The organism is Pseudomonas sp. P867, from assembly GCF_019891455.1.
Classification (GTDB): Bacteria; Pseudomonadota; Gammaproteobacteria; order Pseudomonadales; family Pseudomonadaceae; genus Aquipseudomonas; species Aquipseudomonas synxantha_A.
The window spans coordinates 77,956-101,162 of record NZ_JAFLXB010000008.1 but is presented as its reverse complement, the minus strand read 5'-3'; the positions used below and the strand labels follow the sequence as shown (position 1 = coordinate 101,162).

The 23,207-nt window shown below is 59.1% G+C and carries 22 protein-coding genes; 11 read left to right on the top strand and 11 right to left on the bottom strand.

Translation table 11 applies throughout. The features are described from left to right. Positions 1–150 precede the first annotated feature (150 nt). From J1G33_RS16400 to sdhC, 4 genes are read right to left on the bottom strand one after another with little or no spacing between them, the layout of a single operon-like run. Entirely contained in the window at positions 151–855 is a 705-nt protein-coding gene (locus tag J1G33_RS16400; RefSeq protein ID WP_005786573.1) for a succinate dehydrogenase iron-sulfur subunit, read from the bottom strand. 11 nt (positions 856–866) lie between these two features. Then, the gene (gene sdhA / locus J1G33_RS16395; protein ID WP_005786572.1) at positions 867–2,639 is read right to left on the bottom strand and encodes a succinate dehydrogenase flavoprotein subunit; all 1,773 of its coding nucleotides are present in this window, start codon (positions 2,637–2,639) and stop codon (positions 867–869) included. A gap of 3 nt (positions 2,640–2,642) precedes the next feature. Continuing rightward, a complete protein-coding gene (gene sdhD, locus J1G33_RS16390) occupies positions 2,643–3,011 on the bottom strand; it encodes a succinate dehydrogenase, hydrophobic membrane anchor protein (RefSeq protein WP_003172805.1) in 369 nt (122 codons plus the stop codon). Beyond that, the gene (gene sdhC / locus J1G33_RS16385) at positions 3,005–3,379 is read right to left on the bottom strand and encodes a succinate dehydrogenase, cytochrome b556 subunit (RefSeq protein ID WP_003190005.1); all 375 of its coding nucleotides are present in this window, start codon (positions 3,377–3,379) and stop codon (positions 3,005–3,007) included. The genes sdhD and sdhC overlap by 7 nt, the downstream gene beginning before the upstream one ends. 365 nt (positions 3,380–3,744) lie before the next feature. Between sdhC and gltA the strand changes: the two genes are divergently transcribed. Beyond that, entirely contained in the window at positions 3,745–5,034 is a 1,290-nt protein-coding gene (gene gltA, locus J1G33_RS16380; RefSeq protein WP_005786568.1) for a citrate synthase, read from the top strand. Between the two features lie 237 nt (positions 5,035–5,271). On the opposite strand, the gene J1G33_RS16375 is transcribed toward gltA, so the two are convergent. The 3 genes from J1G33_RS16375 to J1G33_RS16365 form a co-directional block, all read right to left on the bottom strand. Then, a complete protein-coding gene (locus J1G33_RS16375; RefSeq protein ID WP_005786566.1) occupies positions 5,272–6,930 on the bottom strand; it encodes a cation acetate symporter in 1,659 nt (552 codons plus the stop codon). Next, positions 6,927–7,238, bottom strand: coding sequence for a DUF485 domain-containing protein (locus J1G33_RS16370; RefSeq protein WP_005786564.1), 312 nt, complete (start codon positions 7,236–7,238; stop codon positions 6,927–6,929). The genes J1G33_RS16375 and J1G33_RS16370 overlap by 4 nt, the downstream gene beginning before the upstream one ends. A gap of 258 nt (positions 7,239–7,496) precedes the next feature. Continuing rightward, positions 7,497–8,348, bottom strand: coding sequence for a glycine betaine ABC transporter substrate-binding protein (locus J1G33_RS16365; protein ID WP_032877092.1), 852 nt, complete (start codon positions 8,346–8,348; stop codon positions 7,497–7,499). Positions 8,349–8,681: 333 nt separating this feature from the next. Between J1G33_RS16365 and J1G33_RS16360 the strand changes: the two genes are divergently transcribed. Beyond that, complete coding sequence (locus J1G33_RS16360; RefSeq protein WP_103735079.1) at positions 8,682–10,235, top strand: glycosyl hydrolase family 17 protein; 1,554 nt, start codon at positions 8,682–8,684, stop codon at positions 10,233–10,235. Between the two features lie 106 nt (positions 10,236–10,341). Here J1G33_RS16360 and J1G33_RS16355 read toward each other — a convergent pair whose 3' ends face one another. Next, complete coding sequence (locus J1G33_RS16355; protein ID WP_148852278.1) at positions 10,342–10,710, bottom strand: hypothetical protein; 369 nt, start codon at positions 10,708–10,710, stop codon at positions 10,342–10,344. Positions 10,711–10,944: 234 nt separating this feature from the next. On the opposite strand from J1G33_RS16355, the gene J1G33_RS16350 reads away from it, so the two are divergent. Together J1G33_RS16350 and J1G33_RS16345 are read left to right on the top strand one after the other, a co-directional pair. Beyond that, complete coding sequence (locus tag J1G33_RS16350) at positions 10,945–12,243, top strand: serine/threonine protein kinase (RefSeq protein WP_223018411.1); 1,299 nt, start codon at positions 10,945–10,947, stop codon at positions 12,241–12,243. Beyond that, positions 12,236–13,024: a VacJ family lipoprotein gene (locus J1G33_RS16345; protein WP_032877095.1), complete on the top strand. Its 789-nt coding sequence runs from the start codon at positions 12,236–12,238 to the stop codon at positions 13,022–13,024. The genes J1G33_RS16350 and J1G33_RS16345 overlap by 8 nt, the downstream gene beginning before the upstream one ends. A 64-nt stretch (positions 13,025–13,088) precedes the next feature. On the opposite strand, the gene J1G33_RS16340 is transcribed toward J1G33_RS16345, so the two are convergent. Then, positions 13,089–13,463 (bottom strand): DUF805 domain-containing protein, encoded by a 375-nt coding sequence (locus tag J1G33_RS16340; RefSeq protein ID WP_148852280.1) that lies wholly within the window; start codon positions 13,461–13,463, stop codon positions 13,089–13,091. Between the two features lie 133 nt (positions 13,464–13,596). After that, positions 13,597–14,511, bottom strand: a complete 915-nt coding sequence (locus J1G33_RS16335) for a DUF808 domain-containing protein (RefSeq protein ID WP_032877096.1) — start codon at positions 14,509–14,511, stop codon at positions 13,597–13,599. Positions 14,512–14,645: 134 nt separating this feature from the next. Here J1G33_RS16335 and J1G33_RS16330 point away from each other — a divergent pair, with 134 nt between their 5' ends. Both J1G33_RS16330 and J1G33_RS16325 read left to right on the top strand, forming a co-directional pair. After that, positions 14,646–15,251 (top strand): TetR/AcrR family transcriptional regulator, encoded by a 606-nt coding sequence (locus J1G33_RS16330; protein WP_032881048.1) that lies wholly within the window; start codon positions 14,646–14,648, stop codon positions 15,249–15,251. A gap of 203 nt (positions 15,252–15,454) precedes the next feature. Beyond that, positions 15,455–15,913 carry a transposase gene (locus J1G33_RS16325; RefSeq protein WP_103735075.1) on the top strand — a complete coding sequence of 153 codons (459 nt, stop codon included), beginning with the start codon at positions 15,455–15,457 and terminating at the stop codon, positions 15,911–15,913. A 131-nt stretch (positions 15,914–16,044) separates the two neighbouring features. On the opposite strand, the gene J1G33_RS16320 is transcribed toward J1G33_RS16325, so the two are convergent. Continuing rightward, entirely contained in the window at positions 16,045–16,485 is a 441-nt protein-coding gene (locus J1G33_RS16320; protein ID WP_005786547.1) for a heme-binding protein, read from the bottom strand. Between the two features lie 255 nt (positions 16,486–16,740). Between J1G33_RS16320 and gcl the strand changes: the two genes are divergently transcribed. The 5 genes from gcl to pyk all read left to right on the top strand — a co-directional run bounded on the left by gcl (position 16,741) and on the right by pyk (position 23,193). Beyond that, a complete protein-coding gene (gcl, locus tag J1G33_RS16315; protein WP_032877099.1) occupies positions 16,741–18,516 on the top strand; it encodes a glyoxylate carboligase in 1,776 nt (591 codons plus the stop codon). 10 nt (positions 18,517–18,526) lie between these two features. Further along, positions 18,527–19,309 carry a hydroxypyruvate isomerase gene (gene hyi, locus J1G33_RS16310; protein ID WP_032877100.1) on the top strand — a complete coding sequence of 261 codons (783 nt, stop codon included), beginning with the start codon at positions 18,527–18,529 and terminating at the stop codon, positions 19,307–19,309. Positions 19,310–19,437: 128 nt separating this feature from the next. After that, on the top strand, positions 19,438–20,328 hold the full coding sequence (locus J1G33_RS16305; RefSeq protein ID WP_103735074.1) for a 2-hydroxy-3-oxopropionate reductase: 891 nt from the start codon (positions 19,438–19,440) through the stop codon (positions 20,326–20,328). A 179-nt stretch (positions 20,329–20,507) separates the two neighbouring features. Continuing rightward, positions 20,508–21,788: a glycerate kinase gene (locus tag J1G33_RS16300; protein WP_078820718.1), complete on the top strand. Its 1,281-nt coding sequence runs from the start codon at positions 20,508–20,510 to the stop codon at positions 21,786–21,788. After that, positions 21,778–23,193, top strand: coding sequence for a pyruvate kinase (gene pyk, locus J1G33_RS16295; protein WP_223018410.1), 1,416 nt, complete (start codon positions 21,778–21,780; stop codon positions 23,191–23,193). Before J1G33_RS16300 ends, pyk begins: the two co-directional genes overlap by 11 nt. Positions 23,194–23,207: the final 14 nt, after the last annotated feature.

Here is a 23,207-nt window from a genome sequence, read left to right as displayed (position 1 = left end):
GTACCAACCCGAATGCCCCTGCTTGTCTCATTTCTTCAAAATAAGAGCCGCGGCTTTGTAAGTCGCTGCTCAAGTTAAAACTACGGCGCCGGTTGAAGCCTGCGCCGCAGCATTTACGGGCACAACGGTCCTGCTTTACTACAACGTCAGTTACACGCCGCTGTGCAGCAGCATGTTACGGATGTGACCAATGGCCTTAGTCGGGTTCAGGCCTTTGGGGCATACGTTGACGCAGTTCATGATCCCGCGGCAGCGGAATACGCTGAACGGGTCATCCAGCGAAGCCAGACGCTCGGACGTCTTGGTGTCACGGCTGTCTGCCAGGAAGCGGTACGCTTGCAGCAGTGCAGCTGGACCCAGGAATTTGTCCGGGTTCCACCAGAAAGACGGGCACGACGTCGAGCAGCAAGCACACAGGATGCACTCGTACAGACCGTCGAGCTTCTCGCGCTCTTCCGGGGATTGCAGACGCTCGATGGCCGGAGCCGGCGTGTCATTCTGCAAGAACGGCTTAACTTTCTCGTATTGCTTGTAGAAGATGCTCATATCGACGACCAGGTCACGGATAACCGGCAAACCTGGCAGAGGACGAACGATCAGCTTGTTGCCTTTGACAACAGCAGACAGCGGCGTGATGCACGCCAGGCCATTCTTGCCGTTGATGTTCATGCCGTCGGAGCCGCAAACACCCTCACGGCAAGAGCGACGATAGGAGAAACCTTCGTCCTGCTCTTTGATCAGTGCCAGTACATCCAGCACCATCAGGTCTTTACCACCGGTATCGACCTGGAACTCCTGCATGAACGGCGCAGCGTCCTGATCAGGGTTGTAGCGATAAACACTGACTTTCAACATGGCAGCCACCCTTAGTAAGTCCGAATCTTCGGTTCAAACGTCGGCACCGTCTTCGGCGAGAAGTTCACGGCACGCTTGGTTACGCGCTTGTCACCCGGGAAGTACAGGGTGTGGCACAACCAGTTTTCGTCATCGCGATCTTCAAAGTCTTCACGAGCGTGAGCACCACGGGATTCTTTACGAACCTCGGCGGCGATCGCCGTCGCTTCAGCCACTTCCAGCAGGTTTTGCAGCTCAAGGGCTTCGATACGAGCGGTGTTGAACGCCTGGCTCTTATCGTTGATCTTGACGTTGGCGATACGCTTGCGCAGGTCAGCCAACTGGGCGATACCTTTCTGCATGTATTCGCCGGTACGGAACACACCGAAGTAGTTCTGCATGCAGTTTTGCAGCTCGCGACGCAGGGTTGCCACGTCTTCGCCATCTGTGCGCTCGTTCAGAGCGTTCAGGCGCGCCAGGGCCGCTTCGATGTTGGCGTCGGTGGCGTCATCGTATTCGATGCCGTCGGTCAGCGCCTTTTCCAGATGCAGGCCGGCCGCGCGACCGAACACTACCAGGTCGAGCAACGAGTTGCCGCCCAGGCGGTTGGCACCGTGAACCGATACACAAGCCACTTCACCTACCGCGAACAGACCATGGATGATCTCGTCCACGCCTTCGGCATTCTGGGTGATCGCCTGGCCGTGAATGTTGGTCGGTACGCCGCCCATCATATAGTGGCAGGTCGGAACAACCGGAACCGGAGCAACCACTGGATCAACGTGAGCAAAGGTCTTGGACAGTTCGCAGATACCTGGCAGGCGGCTGTGCAGCACTTCTTCACCGAGGTGATCGAGTTTGAGCAGTACGTGGTCACCATTCGGGCCACAACCGTTACCGGCGATGATCTCTTTAACCATCGAACGGGCCACGACGTCACGACCAGCCAGGTCTTTGGCGTTCGGAGCATAACGCTCCATGAAACGCTCGCCGTGCTTGTTGATCAGGTAACCACCTTCACCACGGCAACCTTCGGTTACCAGTACACCGGCGCCGGCGATGCCGGTGGGGTGGAACTGCCACATTTCGATGTCTTGCACCGGTACGCCAGCACGCAGTGCCATGCCGACGCCGTCACCGGTGTTGATCAGGGCATTGGTGGTCGAGGCGTAGATACGGCCTGCACCGCCAGTCGCCAGCACGGTAGCCTTGGCGCGGATGTAGGTGGTTTCACCGGTTTCGATGCAGATGGCGATCACGCCGACGAACTCGCCCTTGCCGTTCTTCACCAGATCAACAGCGTAGTACTCGTTCAGGAACGTGGTACCGGCTTTCAGGTTGCCCTGATAAAGGGTGTGCAACAGCGCGTGACCGGTACGGTCGGACGCAGCGCAAGTACGGGCAGCCTGCCCGCCTTTACCGTAATCCTTCGACTGGCCGCCGAATGGACGCTGGTAGATACGACCTTGCTCGGTACGCGAGAACGGCAGACCCATGTGGTCCAGCTCGAACACTGCGGCCGGGCCTTCCTGACACATGTACTCGATAGCGTCCTGGTCACCGATGTAGTCGGAACCCTTGACGGTATCGTACATGTGCCAGCGCCAGTCATCGTTCGGGTCGGCGGAGGCGATGGCGCAGGTGATGCCACCCTGGGCCGATACGGTGTGGGAGCGCGTCGGGAACACCTTGGTGATCACGGCAGTCTTGTGACCACCCTGAGCCAGCTGCAGCGCAGCACGCATGCCCGCACCGCCGCCACCAATAATGATGGCGTCGAATGAAATAGTTGGAATGTTAGCCATGAATCAGATACCCCAAAGAATCTGCACACCCCAGACGAAGTAAGCGAACATCGCGACGCCGCATACTGCCTGGAAGAGGAAACGTACTGCAGTCGCGGACTTGCCAAGCGCCATAGGCGTCAGGTAGTCGGTCGCAATGGTCCACATGCCAACCCAGGCGTGTGCGCCCAGGGCTACAAGGGCCAGCAGACTGAAGATTCGCATCGCATTGTGGGAAAACAGGCCGTGCCACTGCTCATAGCCGATGCCCGGGTTTGCGACGAGGTATCCGATCAGAAAAATGAAATAAGCCGCGAGAACGACCGCAGACACACGCTGTGCCATCCAGTCATAGAGGCCCGAACGCGACAGATTCGTTACGCTGGTTACCATATCCAAACTCCTGCCAGAACGATCAGCACCACGGAAATGGCGATGATGATTTTCGAGCCCAGGCGGCCGCCTTCCAGCGTCTCACCGATGCCCATGTCCATGATCAAGTGGCGCACACCGGCTACCAGGTGATACAGAAGAGAGGACAGGAGGCCCCATGCTACGAACTTGGCCAGCGGGCTGGTCAAGCATGCCTTCACCTCGGCGTAACCTTCCTCGGAACCCAGGGATTTGCTCAATGCATAAAGCATGATGCCCAAGCCCAGGAACAGGATGATGCCGGAAACACGGTGCAGGAACGACGTAACGCCGGTGATGGGGAGTTTGATGGTCCTTAGGTCTAGGTTTACAGGTCGTTGGCTATTCACGGCTTTTTTTCACACTGAAGAGCCCCTAACAATCAGGGCAAAGTTGTTGGGGAGTGCGACTGGTCAGGTAAGCACCACCCAGGGAGTGCGACCCCCAATGAAAGCAAGCCCAAAAGCCCTTGGCGGTCGGTGGCCGAGTATAGACAGTTAGGTTACTAATGACAACGCGCACACCTCACCCTAATAGCTGATTGCGCTGGCGGGATAAAAGGCGTAAATGGCAGGCAATTTCGACGAAAAAGTACGGTTAAAGCCTTCTGGCGCAAGACTTTAGGCAAATTGACATCTGGATTTATATCAATATAGTGGTGCGGGCCCTGCGTGGGGGGTCTGTCTGATGATTTGAAGCATAAATAGGAGGCCACATGGCTGACAAAAAAGCGCAGTTGATCATCGAGGGCGCAGCCCCCGTCGAGCTGCCCATTTTAACCGGCACCGTTGGTCCCGATGTTATCGACGTACGGGGCCTGACGGCCACGGGCCGTTTTACTTTCGACCCAGGCTTCATGTCGACCGCTTCCTGCGAGTCGAAGATCACCTATATCGATGGTGACAATGGCATTCTGCTTCATCGCGGCTACCCGATCGAACAACTGGCTGAAAAGTCGGACTACCTGGAAACCTGCTACCTGCTGCTAAATGGCGAATTGCCAACAGCCGAGCAAAAGGCCCAGTTCGTCAGCACCGTGAAGAACCACACCATGGTTCACGAGCAGTTGAAGACCTTCTTCAACGGCTTTCGTCGCGACGCCCACCCGATGGCCGTCATGTGCGGCGTGGTCGGTGCCCTGTCGGCCTTCTATCATGACTCCCTGGACATCAATAACGCCGAGCATCGCGAAATTTCCGCGATCCGCCTGGTTGCCAAGATGCCGACCCTGGCCGCAATGGTTTACAAGTACTCCATGGGCCAGCCCATGATGTACCCGCGCAACGATCTGACGTACGCGGAAAACTTCCTGCACATGATGTTCAACACCCCGTGCGAGATCAAACCGATCAGCCCGGTGCTGGCCAAGGCAATGGACCGGATCTTCATCCTCCACGCCGACCATGAACAAAACGCCTCCACTTCTACCGTCCGCCTGGCCGGCTCTTCGGGTGCCAACCCGTTTGCCTGTATCGCCGCCGGTATCGCCGCACTGTGGGGCCCTGCCCACGGCGGTGCGAACGAAGCCGTATTGACCATGCTCGATGAAATCGGCGATGTATCCAACATCGACACGTTCATCGCCAAGGCCAAGGACAAGAACGATCCATTCAAGCTGATGGGCTTCGGTCACCGGGTCTACAAGAACCGCGACCCTCGCGCGACCGTCATGAAGCAGACCTGCGACGAAGTGCTGAAGGAACTGGGCATCAAGAACGATCCGCAACTCGAACTGGCCATGCGCCTGGAAGAGATCGCCCTGACCGACCCGTACTTCATCGAGCGCTCGCTGTACCCGAACGTCGACTTCTACTCGGGGATCATCCTCAAGGCGATCGGCATTCCAACCAGCATGTTCACCGTGATCTTCGCCCTGGCGCGGACCGTGGGCTGGATTTCCCACTGGAAGGAAATGCTCTCCAGCCCGTACAAGATTGGCCGTCCGCGCCAGCTGTACACCGGCTACGAGTCGCGTGACATTACCAAGCTGGAAGATCGCAAGTAAGCACTTAGCGGTTTGCTTGTAATGAGAACGGCCTCCCTTAGCGGAGGCCGTTTTTGTTTGTGTGGCCTGATCTACCGCCATCGCAGGCAAGCCAGCTCCCACAGTCGATCGTGTTCACACAGTCAACCTGTGGGAGCCGGGCTTGCCCGCGATGAGGCCAGCCCAGGCAACACAAAAGACCCAGGCAAAAAAATACCCCGGCCTTGCGACCGAGGTATCTCTTATGCATCTGACGACTTAGTGATTAACCGCCCCACTCGCCCCCAGGCCAGTCTGCGAACGCACAAACTGCGGGAAGTACAGCGCACGCTCTTTCTCTGCCGCCGCCGATTTGTCGGTGATGGAGAAGAACCAGATGCCGATGAACGCAATGATCATCGAGAACAGCGCCGGATACTCGTACGGGAAGATGGCTTTTTCATGGTGCAGGATCGACACCCAGATGGTCGGGCCGAGGATCATCAGGCCCACGGCACTGATCAAGCCCAGCCAGCCGCCGATCATGGCGCCACGGGTGGTGAGATTTTTCCAGTACATGGAAAGCAGCAACACCGGGAAGTTACAGCTGGCGGCAATCGAGAACGCCAGGCCGACCATGAACGCAATGTTCTGGCTTTCAAACAGGATGCCCAAGCCAATCGCCAGCACCGCCAGGGCGATAGTGGTGATCTTCGATACGCGAATTTCATCCTTCTCGTTGGCCTTGCCTTTCTTGATCACGCTGGCATACAGGTCATGGGACACCGCCGAAGCGCCGGCCAGCGTCAAGCCGGCAACCACTGCAAGAATGGTGGCGAAGGCCACGGCCGAGATGAAGCCCAGGAAGATACTGCCGCCCACCGCGTTGGCCAGGTGCACCGCCGCCATGTTGTTACCGCCAAGCAAGGCGCCTGCTGCATCCTTGAACGCCGGGTTGGTGCTGACCAGCAGAATCGCGCCAAAGCCGATAATGAACGTCAGGATGTAGAAGTAACCAATGAAGCCGGTCGCATACAGCACGCTTTTACGTGCTTCCTTGGCATCGCTCACCGTGAAGAAGCGCATCAGGATGTGCGGCAGGCCGGCGGTACCGAACATCAGGGCCAGGCCAAGGGAGAATGCCGAGATCGGGTCTTTCACCAGCCCACCCGGGCTCATGATCGCTTCACCTTTAGGGTGAACCTTGATCGCCTCGGCAAACAGCGTGTTGAAGTCGAAGTTGACGTGCTTCATCACCATCAGCGCCATGAACGAAGCACCGGAGAGCAGCAGCACTGCCTTGATGATCTGCACCCAGGTGGTCGCCAACATGCCGCCGAACAACACGTACAGGCACATCAGGATGCCGACCAGAATCACCGCCACATGGTAATCCAGGCCAAACAGCAGCTGGATCAACTTGCCCGCGCCAACCATCTGCGCGATCAGGTAGAACGCCACCACCACCAGCGAGCCACAGGCCGACAGGCTGCGGATCTGGGTTTGCCCCAGGCGATAGGACGCCACGTCGGCAAAGGTGTACTTGCCCAGGTTACGCAGGCGCTCGGCGATCAGGAACAGAATGATCGGCCAGCCCACCAGAAAGCCGATCGAGTAGATCAGGCCATCGTAGCCGGAGGTGAACACTAGCGCGGAAATCCCCAGGAAGGACGCGGCCGACATGTAGTCACCGGCAATCGCCAAGCCATTCTGGAAACCCGTGATCTTGCCGCCTGCTGCATAGTAGTCAGCCGCCGACTTGTTGCGCTTGGACGCCCAATACGTGATGCACAGGGTGGCGCCGACAAACGCGACGAACATCACGATGGCCGAGACGTTCAGCGGTTGCTTGTGCACTTCACCGGTCAATGCGTCCGCCGCCCAGACGGCCGGAGCAAACAGCGAAGCGCCGAATATAGCCAATAGACGCCGGATCATTGCGCAGCCTCCTTGAGAATCGCATTGTTCAGGTCGTCAAATTCGCCGTTGGCCCGGCGTACGTAGATGCCAGTGAGAATGAAGGCAGACACAATCAGCCCGACGCCAAGGGGAATGCCCCAGGTAATCGAGGAACCGGGGCTGATCTTGGCCCCCAGTATTTGCGGCCCGTAGGCAATCAACAGGATGAAAGCGGAGTAAAGCCCTAGCATGATCGCCGAGAGAATCCAGGCGAATCTTTCCCTTTTCCTGACCAGCTCCTTGAAACGCGGGCTGTTTTGAATCGAGAGGTAAATGCTGTCGTTCATTGTTTTTATCCTCGCAGCACAGCTTTTTTATTATTTTGGAACATATCCACTGTATGCGGCTGCGGAAGAGGTTCCAGACGACCTTAGTAGTAGATCGAGTGTAGCGAGGGATGGCCAAAGCGCAGGAAGATTTGAGGCGGTGCGAAACCAATGTGGGAGGGGGCTTGCTCCCGATAGCGGTGTGCCAGTCAAAAAATCTGTGACTGACCTACCGCTATCGGGAGCAAGCCCCCTCCCACAGGGGTGCATCAGTGGCTTTTATTTAGCGGTCCACTCAGCGACGCGCTCAGGGTGCTTGGCCACCCAATCCTTGGCCGCGGCGTCTGGTTTGGCGCCTTCCTGGATAGCGAGCATGACTTCACCGATTTCGTCCTTGGAGGCCCACTGGAATTTTTTCAGGAAAGCTGCCACTTCCGGCGCTTTCTTTTCCAGGCCCTTGCTGCCGATGCTGTTGACGGTTTCAGCAGCACCATAAATCCCTTTTGGGTCGTCCAGGAAACGCAGTTTCCACTTGGCGAACATCCAATGGGGCACCCAACCGGTTACCGCAATGGATTCCTGCTTGTCTTCGGCACGTGTCAGTTCAGCGATCATCGCCGCGCCCGAGCTGGCTTGCAGTTTGTAGTCCAGGCCGTATTGCTTGATGGCGTCGTCGGTCTTGAGCATCACGCCTGAACCGGCGTCGATGCCGACGATCTTGTTTTTGAAGGTGGTGTCGGTCTTGAGGTCTTCGATGGATTTGGCCTTGACGTACTCCGGTACGATCAAGCCAATTTTTGCATCCTTGAAGTTGGGGCCGTAGTCGACCACCTTGTCCTTGTTCTTGGTCCAGTATTCACCATGGGTCACCGGCAGCCAGGCAGACAGCATGGCATCGAGCTTGCCGGTGGCGACGCCCTGCCACATGATCCCCGTGGCGACCGCTTGCAGTTTCACGTCATAACCGAGCTTTTGCTTGATCACTTCCGCCGCCACATGGGTCGTGGCAACGCTGTCGGACCAACCGTCCACGTAACCGATGCTCAGGGTTTTGCTGTCGGCACTGACCAGTGTGGAGCCCATCGCAACTACCAGCGTGGCAGCTGCGCCCAAGAGTCGTCGCATCTTCATATGTACTTCCCCGAAAGTGCTGCGCCCGACGGATGCCGAGCGACATCAACCTGTTGTTATGCGGTGCACCGCGCCCCCTTCACGCGCATCGATCCGGTTGCTGAGGCATCAGTGGAGTACTGACAGTTTTATCATCAACCTGCGTAGGCCTTTGCCCTGCTCTGTGGGCGACCTTGGTTGAGCAAGAAACGACATCACATCGCCAGCAGGACGTTTTGTAGGAGTTATCGTCAGAATCCCGCCCGAAGTTTGCATGTCAAAATTATGCAGCCGCACTGGCACGCGCCAAATCCGGGTAAGATGCGCGCCTTTGCTCCCCCAGATAAGCCGACCATGCCCGCGACTGCCCGCTTTCCTGCCCTGCCCTATTTTCTTGCCTTGATCCTTGGTGTGCTTGCCCTCGCCGGCTACTGGTATGGCCTCGGCCGGCCGGTAGTGCTGCCGGATGTGGCGAGCGCCAGCCACAAGTTGCAGTGTGCGTCCTACACGCCCTTCGACAAGGACCAGTCGCCGTTTGACCAGCCATTCAAGCTGCGTCCCGAACGCATGGATGCCGACCTGGCCTTGCTGGCCACACGCTTTGAATGCATCCGCACCTACTCCATGACCGGCCTGGAAGCCTTGCCGGACATGGCGCGCAAGCATGGTTTGAAGGTCATGGCCGGCGCCTGGGTCAGCAGTGATCCGGTGGCGACCCAGAAAGAAATCAACGAACTGATCGCGGCGGCCAACACCAATCCCGATATCGTCACTTCGGTGATCGTCGGCAACGAGGCGCTGCTGCGCAAGGAAGTCACGGCCAAGCAACTGGTGGCGCTTATCCATCAAGTCAAAAGCCAGATCAAGCAACCGGTCACCTATGCCGATGTGTGGGAGTTCTGGCTGCAACACCCGGAAATCGAGCCGGCGGTGGACTTCCTGACCATTCACCTGCTGCCGTACTGGGAAGATGAGCCGTCCGGCATCGACCAGGCGCTCAAGCATGTAGGCGACGTACGCCAGACCTTCGGCCACAAGTTCGCGCCCAAGGACATCGTGATCGGCGAGACCGGTTGGCCCAGCGAAGGCCGTCAGCGCGAGACTGCCGTGCCGAGCCGGGTGAATGAAGCCAGGTTCATGCGCGGCTTTGTCGCCATGGCCGAAGCCAATGGCTGGCGCTACAACCTGATCGAAGCGTTTGACCAACCTTGGAAGCGCGCCAGTGAAGGTGCCGTCGGCGGGTATTGGGGGCTGTTCGATGCAGACCGCCAGGACAAGGGCATCCTCGCAGGGCCGGTGACCAATGTGCCGTACTGGTCGTTGTGGCTGGGCGTAGGCGCCGTGATTCTGCTCGGTACCCTGGCGCTCGGTGGCCGCATTCGCAGCAAGCGCTCCGCGGTGCTCCTGCCACTGCTCGGTGCGGTTGCTGCCTGCTCCATCGGCACCTGGGCCGAACTGACCCGCGTCACTGCGCGTTTCAACGATGAATGGGTATGGGCAGGCTTGCTGGTGGCCTTGAACCTGTTGGTGCTGGCCCACGCCGCCCTGGCCCTCAGCGCCCGTGACGGCTGGCGCGAGCGTGCATTCAACTGGCTGGAGCAACGCGCTGGCTGGCTGGTGGCGATTGCCGGGTTTGCGGGGGCGGTGATGATGCTGGCGCTGGTGTTTGACCCGCGTTATCGCAGCTTTCCAAGCGCGGCGCTGGTGCTGCCAGCCCTGGTGTACCTGGTGCGCCCGGTGACCGGGCCGCGTCGGGAGATTGCGCTGCTGGCCTTCATTATCGGTGCCGGCATTGCGCCGCAGTTGTACCGCGAAGGGCTGTTGAATCAGCAGGCCTGGGGTTGGGCTGTGGTCAGCGTGCTGATGGTTGCGGCTTTGTGGCGTTGCTTGCGAGTGCGCAAGGCTTAAGATCGCTATCGCAGGCAAGCCAGCTCCCACATTTGACCGTGCTCACAGATAGAAATGTGTGAACCCAATCAACTGTGGGAGCTGGCTTGCCTGCGATGAGGCCACATCAGGCGCAGCCAGGCTTCCTGACCAACCGCAATCCCGCAATCACCACCGCAAACACCGCAAACGTCGTGTTGTACAACGCCAGTGCCGGCAACCCGAACACCAACCCCACTACTGCCAACGCCCATCCCGCACGCCCCGGTACAAAAAAGCCCAACACCGAGGTGATCAACGCCGCCCAGCCCAGCACCTTGAAGTGAATCATCAACCCAAGGTTCGCACGCACCTGGCACTCCCAGCGGCTGGCCTCCTCTGCGCAGAGGCCGACCCACTGCCCATCCTCCATAAAGCCATAACGTGCGGCATAACTGGCAGCCAGCCATAACGGCAGAGCAACAAGCAGCAAAATCAACGGCAAGCGGCGGGACATGGGGCACTCCGATAGGCAAAAACGGCGCTCAGCTTAATCCCACCGCGGCCGTTAGCAAGGTGTTCGCGCAGATATCTGTTCAACAATGCATGGCAAAGTGTATCGTCTGGCTACTATTACCCCGATTCCGACGTTTTTTCCGACTTTTCGTGCCGCTGCCTGGCACTTCGGTGGCAACGCGGTGGTCATAGCCTGCGAATTTCATTCAGCACGTTTCCTCTTAGGGATTAAGTCATGCTCCGTTCCTTGCGCTGTGCTGCCTTGCTGGGCAGCCTATTTTTGAGTGCGTCAGCACTGGCCGTCGATATCGACCAGGCCAGCTATGGCTACCCTTTGACCAACCCGTTCGAAGCGACCATCGCCACCACGCCTCCCGACCTTCGGCCAACCTTGCCGACCGATGATGAGATCAACCAATCCGATTACACCCTGAATATGCGCCCCGAGCGTGAGTTCAGCTTGCCGGACAATTTCTGGCCGGTGAAGAAACTCACCTACCGCATTGCCAAGCAAGATCGCGCTGCGCCGTTGATCTTCCTGATCGCCGGCACCGGTGCGCGGTTCGACAGCAGCATCAACGAATACCTGAAGAAGCTGTATTACCAGGCCGGCTACCACGTGGTGCAGTTGTCATCGCCCACCAGCTTCGACTTCATCAGCGCTGCCTCGCGCTTCGCCACCCCGGGTATCACGCAGGAAGACGCCGAAGACATGTACCGCGTGATGCAAGCCGTGCGCGCGCAGAACGCCTCGCTGCCGGTCACCGACTTCTACCTCACCGGCTATAGCCTGGGGGCGCTGGATGCGGCGTTTGTCAGCAAGCTGGATGAGACGCGCCGCAGCTTCAACTTCAAGAAAGTGCTGCTGCTCAACCCGCCGGTCAACCTCTACACCTCGATCACCAACCTCGACAAGCTGGTACAGACCGAGGTCAAGGGCATCAACAACACCACCACTTTCTATGAACTGGTGTTGAGCAAACTGACCCGCTACTTCCAGCAAAAAGGCTACATCGACCTCAACGATGCGCTGCTCTATGACTTCCAGCAGTCCAAGCAGCACCTGAGCAACGAACAGATGGCCATGTTGATCGGCACCTCGTTCCGCTTCTCGGCTGCCGACATTGCCTTTACCTCGGACCTGATCAACCGCCGTGGCCTGATCATTCCGCCTAAATACCCGATCACCGAAGGCACCAGCCTCACGCCGTTCCTCAAGCGTGCCCTGCAATGCGACTTCGACTGCTACCTCACCGAGCAAGTGATCCCGATGTGGCGCGCCCGTTCCGACGGCGGCAGCCTGCTGCAACTGATCGATCAGGTCAGCCTGTACGCCCTCAAGGACTACCTGCGCGACAGCCCGAAAATCGCCGTAATGCATAACGCCGATGACGTGATCCTCGGCCCTGGCGATCTGGGTTTCCTGCGTAAAACCTTCGGCGATCGCTTGACCGTCTACCCGCTGGGCGGCCACTGCGGCAACCTCAATTACCGCGTCAACGCCGACGCCATGCTGGAGTTCTTCCGTGGCTAAATATCTTCTGCTGCTCGCCGCACTGATGTGCGCAGGCGTGGCCAATGCCGACAACAGCAAGGCTCAAGAGCCCATCAAGGTCGATGCCGACGGCTTCAAGGAGCCGCTGACCAAGCTCAAGTTCAACCCGGGCCTGGACCAGCGTGAATTCGAGCGTTCCACGCTTACCGCGCTCAACGTCTACGACCCGCTGGAGTCGTGGAACCGCCGCGTTTACCACTTCAACTACCGCTTCGACCAATGGGTGTTCCTGCCGGTGGTCAATGGCTACCGCTACGTCACGCCGAGCTTCCTGCGCACCGGTGTGAGCAACTTCTTCAACAACCTGGGCGATGTGCCCAATCTGTTGAACAGCCTGTTGCAACTCAAGGGCCATCGCTCCCTGGAAACCACCGGGCGCCTGCTGGTCAACACCACCATCGGCGTCGCCGGCCTGTGGGACCCGGCAACGGCCATGGGCCTGCCACGCCAGAGTGAAGACTTCGGCCAGACCCTGGGCTTCTACGGCGTACCGGGCGGTGCCTATGTGGTGTTGCCGATCTTTGGCCCGTCGAACCTGCGTGATACCACCGGCTTGCTGGTGGACTACACGGCAGAATCGCAGATCAACTTCCTCAACGTGTCCGAAGTCAGCTCCAACCATCCGGAAGTCTGGGCCCTGCGCGCCGTCGATAAGCGCTACCAGACCAGCTTCCGCTACGGCCAGATGAACTCGCCGTTCGAGTATGAGAAGGTGCGGTATATCTACACCGAATCGCGCAAGTTGCAGATCGCCGAATAAACAGCAGCGACAAAAAAAGGCCATTCGATCGAATGGCCTTTTTTATTGCATTGATTTTACTCGCTTACTCAGATAGAAATTTTCTACTAGGAGGCAAGCCATAATCGTTCTCCCCCTTATCGCCTTGGGTGAACAGGCGGACGGACACCATTATGAAACCAACGACCGGTATCAAAAACCAAAGCGCATACGCCCCAGTAATGTTCACATCATGAAGCCTGCGAAATGTCACTGACACCGCAGGTGGGATCATGAACAAGACGTAAAACCCAAATGGAACGATAAACCACGGACTCGAGAGAACCTCCGCCAAGTACGCTATCAATATAGAGCCCCAAATCAGCATTATGTCCATCACTACAAACGCCCAATATTCCCTTCTACAGGCTCGCCCACTGAACTTGGCATAGTTTTTTATCGCTTGAAAACACCAGTTCATCCTTAACCCCTTATCGATCCATTTTTCGCGCCACTTCACATGAAGAAGCGCGATGCATCCTATAAATGCATGGAAAACCGAGCTGTAGGATTAAACTTAAACAGCGTTTCGATTTGCAATCAATGCGAACTAATCAGCGCTTAGCTGTTCGCCATACCTTGCCGACTGCTTGGACAACGATCAGCACCAAAGCCCCTGCAACGATCCCCGCCAGCGCATTGAGCAACGTCGGCATCAACCATGCCAGCGCCCCCGTGCTTTGGCTTACCGTTTCGATCCAATGATGCACCACAGGCACGCCATGGGTGAGGATGCCGCCACCGACCATGAACATCGCCGCCGTGCCGATCACTGACAGGCTCTTCATCATGTAGGGGGCCGCACTCAGGATCGCGCCGCCAATACTGCGCGCCACCTGACCCGGCTTCTGCGTCAGCCACAGCCCCAGGTCGTCGAGCTTGACGATACCGGCCACCAATCCATATACGCCGATGGTCATGACAATGGCGATACCCGACAGCACGATCACTTGCTGCGTCAGTTGCGCATCGGCGACGATGCCGAGGGTGATGGCAATGATCTCGGCCGACAGAATGAAGTCGGTACGGATCGCGCCCTTTATCTTGTCTTTCTCGAACGCCACCAGATCGGTTGCCGGGTCGGCCACCGCTTCAGCCAACTGCGCGTGTTCGGCTTGATCTTCAGCCTTGCTGTGCAGGAATTTGTGGGCGAGTTTTTCGAAGCCCTCGAAACACAGGTAAGCGCCGCCCAGCATCAATAAGGGGGTCACGGCCCAGGGAGCGAAGGCGCTGATCAGTAACGCGGTAGGCACCAGGATCAACTTGTTGATAAACGAGCCCTTGGCCACCGCCCACACCACCGGGATTTCCCGCTCGGCGCGCACGCCGGAGACCTGCTGGGCGTTCAGTGCAAGGTCATCGCCCAGCACGCCCGATGTCTTCTTGGCGGCCATTTTTGTCATCAGCGCGACGTCATCGAGTACCGCCGCGATATCGTCGATCAACACCAATAAGCTGCTTCCTGCCATGAACCGGACTTCCGTTAGAGAGAGATGACGCGAGCATAGCCCGGCGCACGGCCTTGCGGCCAGATTGTTGAGGCCTGCTGATGGCCGGTGCTACCATGCGCAACCGCCTGTCATGGCAAGGAAACGTCTGGTTTATGAGCAGCATTCGCGAGCGCAACAAAGAAAAAATCCTGCGGGCGGCGAGCGAGGAGTTTGCCGACAAGGGCTTCGCCGCGACCAAAACCAGCGACATCGCCGCCAAGGCCGGGCTGCCCAAGCCCAACGTCTACTACTATTTCAAATCCAAGGACAACCTCTATCGCGAGGTACTCGAAAGCATTATCGAGCCGATCCTGGCCGCTTCCACGCCGTTCAACCCCGAAGGCGAGCCCAAGGAAGTATTGAGCAACTACATCCGCTCCAAAATCCGCATCTCCCGCGACCTGCCGTTCGCCTCCAAGGTGTTCGCCAGCGAAATCATGCACGGCGCCCCACACCTGAGCGCCGAGCAGGTTGAACAGCTCAATGCCCAGGCCAAGCACAATATCGATTGCATCCAGAACTGGGTGGATCGTGGGTTGATTGCGGCTATCGACCCTAATCACCTGATGTTCAGCATCTGGGCCGCGACCCAGACCTATGCGGACTTTGACTGGCAGATCTCAGCCGTTACCGGCAAGGCCAAGTTGGATGAAGCCGATTATGAGGCGGCGGCGCAGACGATTATTCGGTTGGTGCTCAAGGGGTGTGAGCCGGATTGATAGACCGCGGCGAGGCTATCGCAGGCAAGCCAGCTCCCACACGGATTTGCGCCGGACACAAAATGTAAAGTGGTCACAATCCCCTGTGGGAGCGGGCTTGCCCGCGATAGCGCCCATCCAGACACATCCTGCTAAAAGCCTGCCGATCAGCCTTCGCCCCTCAGTCTGGCCTCTCAGAACACCATCTGAAGAGAGGCCAAGGAATGCCTGATCTACCTGCTTCAAAACGCCTGCGCATCGGTCGCTATAACGAATCCAACCGCATTTACCTGCTCACCACCAACACCCTTGAACGTGAGCCCATCTTCAGCGACTTCAGACTTGGCCGTCTGGTCGTACACCCATTCAGGATCGCTCAATATAAAGGGCTCGCAACATCATTGGCCTGGGTAGTGATGCCTGATCATTTCCATTGGCTTGTTTCTCTGGAGAAAGGTTCGCTTGCCGACTTGATGCGCCAAGTTAAATCCAAGAGCACCCGAGTGGTGAATGCGGTGGCGGGCCGCCAAGGTCGCCTCTGGCAGCCGGGCTTTCATGATCATGCCGTGCGTCGAGAGGAAAGCCTTGAGGGGATTGCACGTTACATCGTAGCCAATCCACTCAGGGCCGGGCTGGTAAAGAAATTTGGCGACTATCCGCTATGGGATGCCATTTGGGTTTGACTGTAGACCGAGTCGACTGCATCGCAGGCAAGCCAACTCCCACACTGAGTGGGCTCACACAGTTAGATCTGTGAACACCGTCAATGTGGGAGCTGGCTTGCCTGCGATAGCTTACTCACAGTCAGAACGACTCAAGCCGACACCCCCGCATCCGCCATCAACCCCACCCCCTCAATCGCCGTGATCGCACACTGCTCGTCAATATCCGACGTATCCCCGGTGATTCCAATCGCCCCCAACACCACCCCCGACTGATCCCGTATCAACACCCCGCCCGGCGCCGGCACCACACTGCCCTGCCCCAGGCTGTTCAACGCTGCGATAAACGCCGGCCGCTGCTGCGCATCCAGTGCCAGTAAACGTGAGCCCTTGCCCAAGGCAATCGCCCCCCAGGCCTTGCCGATGGCGATTTGCGGGCGCAGCAGGCTGGCGCCGTCTTCGCGCTGCAAGGTAATCAAGTGCCCCCCGCTATCGAGTACCGCGATGGTCAGCGGCGCTGCAGAAATCGTGCGGCCTGCGGCGATGGCCTGGCCGGCCAATTGGGTGGCGAGTTTCAAGGTTAAAGCGCTCATGGTGCCGTCCTTCTTTTGTTATTGGAAAGGGGTGGAGTTCTGTTTGATCAGATGCTCGATCGAATAAATAGAACACAATGACATTTGTTTTTGTATACAATATTTTCAAACAAAGGCTCCATACGTCGAAAAAAGCCGTTCCGACGAACGCAAAGGCCGTTTCATAAAATGCATTGACCTGCGCCGTCCGCCGTGAATACACTTTGGACAGACACCACTTGTATACAATTACAAAACGCAAGAGGCACCAAAACCATGAGCAAAATGAGAGCAATCGAAGCCGCTGTCCTGGTGATGCGCCGTGAAGGTGTGGATACCGCCTTCGGTATCCCGGGCGCCGCGATCAACCCGCTGTATTCAGCCTTGCAGAAGGTGGGTGGCATCGATCACGTCCTTGCTCGCCACGTTGAAGGCGCCTCGCACATGGCCGAGGGCTATACCCGCACCAAGGCCGGCAATATCGGCGTGTGCATCGGCACTTCGGGCCCGGCGGGCACTGACATGGTCACCGGCCTGTACAGCGCCTCGGCCGACTCGATTCCGATCCTGTGCATCACCGGGCAAGCGCCACGTGCACGGATGCACAAGGAAGACTTCCAGGCCGTCGATATCACCAGCATCGTCAAGCCCGTGACCAAGTGGGCCACCACCGTGCTCGAACCCGGCCAGGTGCCCTACGCGTTCCAGAAGGCTTTCTATGAAATGCGTTCCGGGCGCCCAGGCCCGGTACTGATCGACTTGCCGTTCGACGTACAAATGGCCGAGATCGAATTCGACATCGACGCCTACCAGCCACTGCCCCTGGCCAAGCCCTTGGCCACCCGTATCCAGGTCGAGAAAGCCCTGGCGATGCTGGACCAGGCTGAACGCCCATTGCTGGTGAGCGGTGGTGGCGTGATCAACGCCGACGCCAGCGAGTTGCTGGTGGAGTTCGCTGAGTTGACCGGCATCCCGGTGATTCCGACCCTGATGGGCTGGGGCACCATTCCCGATGACCACCCGCTGATGGTCGGCATGGTCGGCCTGCAGACGTCCCACCGTTATGGCAACGCGACGATGCTCAAATCGGACGTGGTGCTGGGTATCGGCAACCGCTGGGCCAACCGTCACACCGGCTCGGTGGAGGTGTACACCGAAGGGCGCAGATTCATTCACGTTGACATCGAGCCGACGCAGATTGGCCGCGTGTTCACCCCGGACCTGGGTATCGTCTCCGACGCCGGTTCCGCGCTGACGATGTTCATTGAAGTCGCCCGCGAATGGAAAGCCGCCGGCAAGCTCAAGGATCGCAGCGCCTGGTTGCATGACTGCCAGCAACGCAAAGCCACGCTGCACCGCAAGACGCACTTCGACAACGTGCCGGTCAAGCCGCAACGCGTGTACGAAGAGATGAACCAGGTGTTCGGCAAAGACACCTGCTACGTCAGCACCATCGGCCTGTCGCAGATTGCCGGCGCGCAATTTTTACATGTGTACAAGCCACGCCACTGGATCAACTGCGGCCAGGCGGGCCCGCTGGGCTGGACCATTCCGGCGGCACTCGGCGTGGTCAAGGCCGACCCGAGCCGCAAGGTGGTGGCGCTGTCAGGCGACTACGACTTCCAGTTCATGATCGAAGAACTGGCGGTGGGCGCGCAGTTCAAGCTGCCGTACATCCACGTGGTGGTGAACAACTCTTACCTGGGGCTGATCCGCCAGGCCCAGCGCGGCTTTGAAATGGACTACTGCGTGCAGCTGTCTTTCGACAACCTCAACGCCCCGGAACTCAACGGTTATGGCGTCGACCATGTGGCCGTCGCCGAGGGCCTGGGCTGCAAGGCGCTGCGTGTGTTCGAGCCGGGCCAGATCCAACCGGCCCTGCGCAAGGCTCAGGAAATGATCGAAGAATTCAAAGTGCCGGTGATCGTTGAGATTATTCTGGAGCGAGTGACCAATATTTCCATGGGCACCGAGATCAACGCCGTCAACGAATTCGAAGACCTGGCCCTGGTCGGCAACGATGCGCCGACTGCCATTTCCCTGCTCGATTAAGGAGAACCCTATGCCGCGCTTTGCCGCCAACCTGTCCATGCTGTTTACCGAACAGGACTTCCTTGCTCGCTTCAAGGCAGCCGCCGATGCCGGCTTCGAAGGTGTGGAATACCTGTTCCCGTACGAATTCAGCTCTGCCGATATCAAGGCACAGCTCGATGCCAACGGCCTGACCCAGGTGCTGTTCAACCTGCCGGCCGGTGATTGGGCCAAGGGCGAGCGCGGCCTGGCCTGCCACCCGGACCGGGTCGAGGAGTTCCGCGCCGGGGTCAAGCTGGCCATCGCCTATGCCCAGGTATTGGGCAACACCCAGGTCAACTGCCTGGCGGGTATCCGGCCACAAGGCGTCGATGACGAGACCGTGGAAAAAACCTTCGTCGCCAACCTCAAGTACGCCGCCGAGAAGCTGCAGGCGGCGGGTATCAAGCTGGTGATGGAGATGATCAACACCCGCGACATTCCGGGCTTCTACCTCAACAACACGGCGCAGGCTCTGTCGATTCGCGAGCAAGTGGGCAGCGCCAACCTGTTCCTGCAATACGACATCTACCACATGCAAATCATGGAAGGCGACCTGGCGCGGACCATGCAAACGCACCTGGGTGAGATCAACCATATCCAGCTGGCAGACAACCCGGGGCGCAACGAGCCAGGTACCGGTGAGATCAACTACCGCTTCCTGTTCGAGCATCTGGACCGCATTGGTTACGCAGGTTGGGTCGGCTGTGAGTACAAGCCGTTGACCACGACCGAGGCGGGTTTGGGTTGGCTCAAGACCCATAACGCCATCTGACAACTGACACAACATAAAACAATGTGGGAGCTGGCTTGCCTGCGATGCAAACACCTCGGTGTATCAGTCAGGTCCGGTTGATGCCATCGCAGGCAAGCCAGCTCCCACATTAAAAGAGGATTTTGATCATGGCTAAAATCGGATTTATCGGCACCGGCATCATGGGCCAACCCATGGCCGCCAACTTGCAGAAAGCCGGTCACCAACTGTTTCTCTCCGAGCACCACGGCAAAGCGCCCGCCGAGCTGCTTGCTGCCGGCGCCATCGCCTTGGCCAACCCGCAGCAGGTCGCCCAGGAATCGGAATTCATCATCGTCATGGTGCCCGACACCCCACAGGTCGAAGACGTGCTGTTGCGCGCCGATGGCGTGGCCGCCGGTCTGTCACCCAATAAAGTAGTGATCGACATGAGCTCGATCTCCCCCACCGCCACCAAGGCGTTCGCGGCGAAGATCAACGAAACCGGCGCGCAGTACCTGGATGCACCGGTGTCTGGCGGTGAAGTCGGCGCCAAGGCCGGTACCTTGAGCATCATGGTCGGTGGTGAACCGCAGACGTTCGAACGCGCATTGCCTCTGTTCCAGGCCATGGGCAAGAACATCACCCTGGTGGGCGGTAACGGCGATGGCCAGACCGCCAAGGTCGCCAACCAGATCATCGTCGCGCTGAACATCCAGGCGGTGGCCGAAGCCTTGCTGTTTGCCTCGAAAAACGGTGCCGACCCGGCCAAGGTGCGTGAAGCGTTGATGGGTGGCTTTGCATCGTCGAAGATCCTGGAAGTGCACGGCGAACGCATGATCAAGGGCACCTTCGATCCGGGCTTCCGCATCAACCTGCATCAGAAAGACCTGAACCTGGCATTGGCCGGCGCCAAGGAACTTGGGATCAACCTGCCGAACACCGCCGGCACCCAGCAAGTGTTCAGCACCTGCACGGCGATTGGCGGCGGTAACTGGGACCACTCGGCACTGATCAAGGGCCTGGAGCACATGGCCAATTTCTCCATCCGCGACAAGTAACCCACCTTGGAATGCAATCCAGTGTGGGAGGGGGCTTGCTCCCGATAGCAATCGGTCATTCAACCACTATGTCGACTGATACACCGCTATCGGGAGCAAGCTCCCTCCCACATTTTGACCGCATTTCAAATCTGAAATGGCTGCACTCCTAACAACAAGAATCCCCCGGGAGCCCGCTTATGTCGGTCGATCCGCAACACCTGCTTCGCGAGCTGTTTGCCACAGCCATCGACGCCGCCCACCCCCGGCAAGTCCTTGAACCCTACCTGCCTGTTGACCGCAGTGGCCGAGTGATCGTGATCGGCGCCGGCAAGGCCGCGGCCGCCATGGCGCTGGTCGTCGAAGACTGCTGGCAGGGAGAGGTATCGGGCCTGGTGGTCACCCGCTACGGGCACGGTGCGCCGTGCAAAAAAATCGAGGTGGTCGAAGCGGCCCACCCGGTGCCGGATGCTGCCGGCCTGGCTGTGGCCCAGCGCGTACTGGCGCTGATCAGCAACCTGGGCGAAGAAGACCGTGTGATTTTCCTGCTGTCCGGCGGCGGTTCGGCGCTGCTGGCCTTGCCCGCCGAAGGCATCAGCCTGGCCGACAAGCAAAGCATCAATAAAGCCCTGCTCAAGTCCGGTGCCACCATTGGCGAGATGAATTGCGTGCGCAAGCACCTCTCGGCGATCAAGGGCGGGCGACTGGCCAAGGCCGCATGGCCGGCTACCGTGTACACCTACGCAATTTCCGATGTGCCGGGCGACCAGGCCACGGTGATCGCCTCGGGCCCAACCGTCGGTGACCCGAGCACTTCGCAGCAAGCCCTGGCAATCCTCAAGCGCTATGGCATCGACGCTCCCGCCTCGGTGCGCAGTTGGTTGCAAAACCCCGCCTCGGAAACCGTCAAGCCTGGCGACCCGATACTTGCCCGCAGCCACTTCCAATTGATCGCCCGCCCCCAGCAATCCCTGGAAGCCGTGGCCGTGAAGGTCCGCCGGGCAGGGTTCAGCCCACTGATCCTCGGTGACCTGGAAGGTGAAGCGCGGGAGGTGGCCAAGGTGCATGCCGGCATCGCCCGGCAGATTGTGCAGCACGGCCAGCCCCTGGCAGCGCCGTGCGTGATCCTTTCGGGCGGCGAAACTACCGTCACCGTGCGCGGCAACGGCCGTGGCGGACGCAATGCCGAATTCCTGCTCAGCCTCACCGATAGCCTTAAGGGCATGCCCGGCGTTTACGCCCTGGCCGGCGACACCGACGGTATCGACGGCTCGGAAGACAATGCCGGCGCGATCATGACCCCCTGCAGCTACCGCCGTGCCGAAGCCCTCGGCCTGAGCGCCAGCGACGAGTTGGATAACAATAATGGCTACGGCTATTTCGCCGCCCTGGGCGACTTGATCGTCACCGAGCCGACCCGCACCAACGTCAACGATTTCCGCGCCATCCTGATCCTTGAGACTGCCAACCATGACGCCTGACAAGAAGGTCAAAATCCTCGCCACCCTGGGCCCGGCCACCGACGGTATCAATGACATTCGCGAGCTGGTGCAAGCCGGGGTGAATATCTTCCGCCTCAACTTCAGCCACGGTGAGCACGCCGACCATGCGCAGCGTTACCAGTGGATTCGCCAAGTGGAGCGCCAGCTGAATTACCCGCTGGGCATCCTCATGGACCTGCAAGGGCCGAAGCTGCGGGTCGGACGTTTTGCCGAAGGCAAGGTACAGTTGATTCGCGGCCAGGCTCTGCGCCTGGACCTCGACCCGACACCCGGCGACCAACGCCGCATCAACCTGCCCCACCCAGAGATCATCGCAGCCCTTGAACCGGGCATGGACCTACTGCTCGACGACGGCAAGCTGCGCCTGCGGGTGATCACCAAACACGCCGATGCCATCGACACCACCGTGCTCAACGGCGGCGAGCTGTCCGACCGTAAAGGCGTAAACGTCCCACAAGCGCTATTGGAACTCAGCCCGCTCACCGCCAAGGACCGCCGCGACCTGAGCTTTGGCCTGGAGCTGGGCGTGGACTGGGTGGCGCTGTCCTTTGTGCAGCGCCCGGAAGATATCCGCGAGGCCCGCGAGCTGATTGGCGACAAGGCCTTCCTGATGGCCAAGATCGAGAAGCCCTCAGCCGTGCAGCGCCTGCAGGAAATCGCCGAGTTGAGCGATGCGATCATGGTGGCCAGAGGCGACCTGGGCGTGGAAGTGCCGGCCGAAAGCGTGCCGCAGATCCAGAAAGACATCATCAGCACCTGCCGCCAACTGGGCAAGCCGGTAGTGGTCGCCACGCAGATGCTCGAATCCATGCGCTTCTCCCCGGCGCCGACGCGTGCCGAAGTCACCGATGTCGCCAACGCCGTGGCCGAAGGCGCGGACGCGGTGATGCTGTCGGCCGAAACCGCGTCGGGCGAGTACCCGCTGGAAGCGGTACAGATGATGAGCAAGATCATCCGTCAGGTGGAAAATGGTCCGGATTACCAGGCGCAACTGGACGTCAGCCGGCCCAAGGCGGATGCCACAGTGTCGGACGCCATCAGCTGCGCGATCCGGCGCATCAGCAGCATCCTGCCGGTGGCGGTGCTGGTGAACTACAGCGAGTCGGGCAGTTCCAGCTTGCGCGCCGCAAGGGAGCGCCCGGTGGCGCCGATCCTCAACCTCACGCCGAACCTGTCCACGGCGCGACGCTTGAGCGTGGCGTGGGGCGTGCATTCGGTGGTCAATGATCGTTTGCGTCAGGTCGACGAGGTGTGTTCCACCGCGCTGGAAATTGCCCAGGCCCAGGGTATGGCGCAGCGTGGGGATACCTTGGTGATTACCGCAGGGGTGCCGTTCGGGCAGCCGGGGTCGACCAACTCGCTGCGTATCGAGACATTGCTCTAGCGCCTGTAGGGGCC

Bases quoted from the DNA above. Each gene is read 5' to 3' on its own strand.
- J1G33_RS16400 (WP_005786573.1), bottom strand. From the start codon at position 855: ATGTTGAAAGTCAGTGTTTATCGCTACAACCCTGATCAGGACGCTGCG.
- sdhA (WP_005786572.1), bottom strand. From the start codon at position 2,639: ATGGCTAACATTCCAACTATTTCATTCGACGCCATCATTATTGGTGGC.
- sdhD (WP_003172805.1), bottom strand. From the start codon at position 3,011: ATGGTAACCAGCGTAACGAATCTGTCGCGTTCGGGCCTCTATGACTGG.
- gltA (WP_005786568.1), top strand. From the start codon at position 3,745: ATGGCTGACAAAAAAGCGCAGTTGATCATCGAGGGCGCAGCCCCCGTC.
- J1G33_RS16375 (WP_005786566.1), bottom strand. From the start codon at position 6,930: ATGATCCGGCGTCTATTGGCTATATTCGGCGCTTCGCTGTTTGCTCCG.
- J1G33_RS16370 (WP_005786564.1), bottom strand. From the start codon at position 7,238: ATGAACGACAGCATTTACCTCTCGATTCAAAACAGCCCGCGTTTCAAG.
- J1G33_RS16365 (WP_032877092.1), bottom strand. From the start codon at position 8,348: ATGAAGATGCGACGACTCTTGGGCGCAGCTGCCACGCTGGTAGTTGCG.
- J1G33_RS16360 (WP_103735079.1), top strand. From the start codon at position 8,682: ATGCCCGCGACTGCCCGCTTTCCTGCCCTGCCCTATTTTCTTGCCTTG.
- J1G33_RS16355 (WP_148852278.1), bottom strand. From the start codon at position 10,710: ATGTCCCGCCGCTTGCCGTTGATTTTGCTGCTTGTTGCTCTGCCGTTA.
- J1G33_RS16350 (WP_223018411.1), top strand. From the start codon at position 10,945: ATGCTCCGTTCCTTGCGCTGTGCTGCCTTGCTGGGCAGCCTATTTTTG.
- J1G33_RS16340 (WP_148852280.1), bottom strand. From the start codon at position 13,463: ATGAACTGGTGTTTTCAAGCGATAAAAAACTATGCCAAGTTCAGTGGG.
- J1G33_RS16335 (WP_032877096.1), bottom strand. From the start codon at position 14,511: ATGGCAGGAAGCAGCTTATTGGTGTTGATCGACGATATCGCGGCGGTA.
- J1G33_RS16330 (WP_032881048.1), top strand. From the start codon at position 14,646: ATGAGCAGCATTCGCGAGCGCAACAAAGAAAAAATCCTGCGGGCGGCG.
- J1G33_RS16325 (WP_103735075.1), top strand. From the start codon at position 15,455: ATGCCTGATCTACCTGCTTCAAAACGCCTGCGCATCGGTCGCTATAAC.
- J1G33_RS16320 (WP_005786547.1), bottom strand. From the start codon at position 16,485: ATGAGCGCTTTAACCTTGAAACTCGCCACCCAATTGGCCGGCCAGGCC.
- gcl (WP_032877099.1), top strand. From the start codon at position 16,741: ATGAGCAAAATGAGAGCAATCGAAGCCGCTGTCCTGGTGATGCGCCGT.
- hyi (WP_032877100.1), top strand. From the start codon at position 18,527: ATGCCGCGCTTTGCCGCCAACCTGTCCATGCTGTTTACCGAACAGGAC.
- J1G33_RS16305 (WP_103735074.1), top strand. From the start codon at position 19,438: ATGGCTAAAATCGGATTTATCGGCACCGGCATCATGGGCCAACCCATG.
- J1G33_RS16300 (WP_078820718.1), top strand. From the start codon at position 20,508: ATGTCGGTCGATCCGCAACACCTGCTTCGCGAGCTGTTTGCCACAGCC.
- pyk (WP_223018410.1), top strand. From the start codon at position 21,778: ATGACGCCTGACAAGAAGGTCAAAATCCTCGCCACCCTGGGCCCGGCC.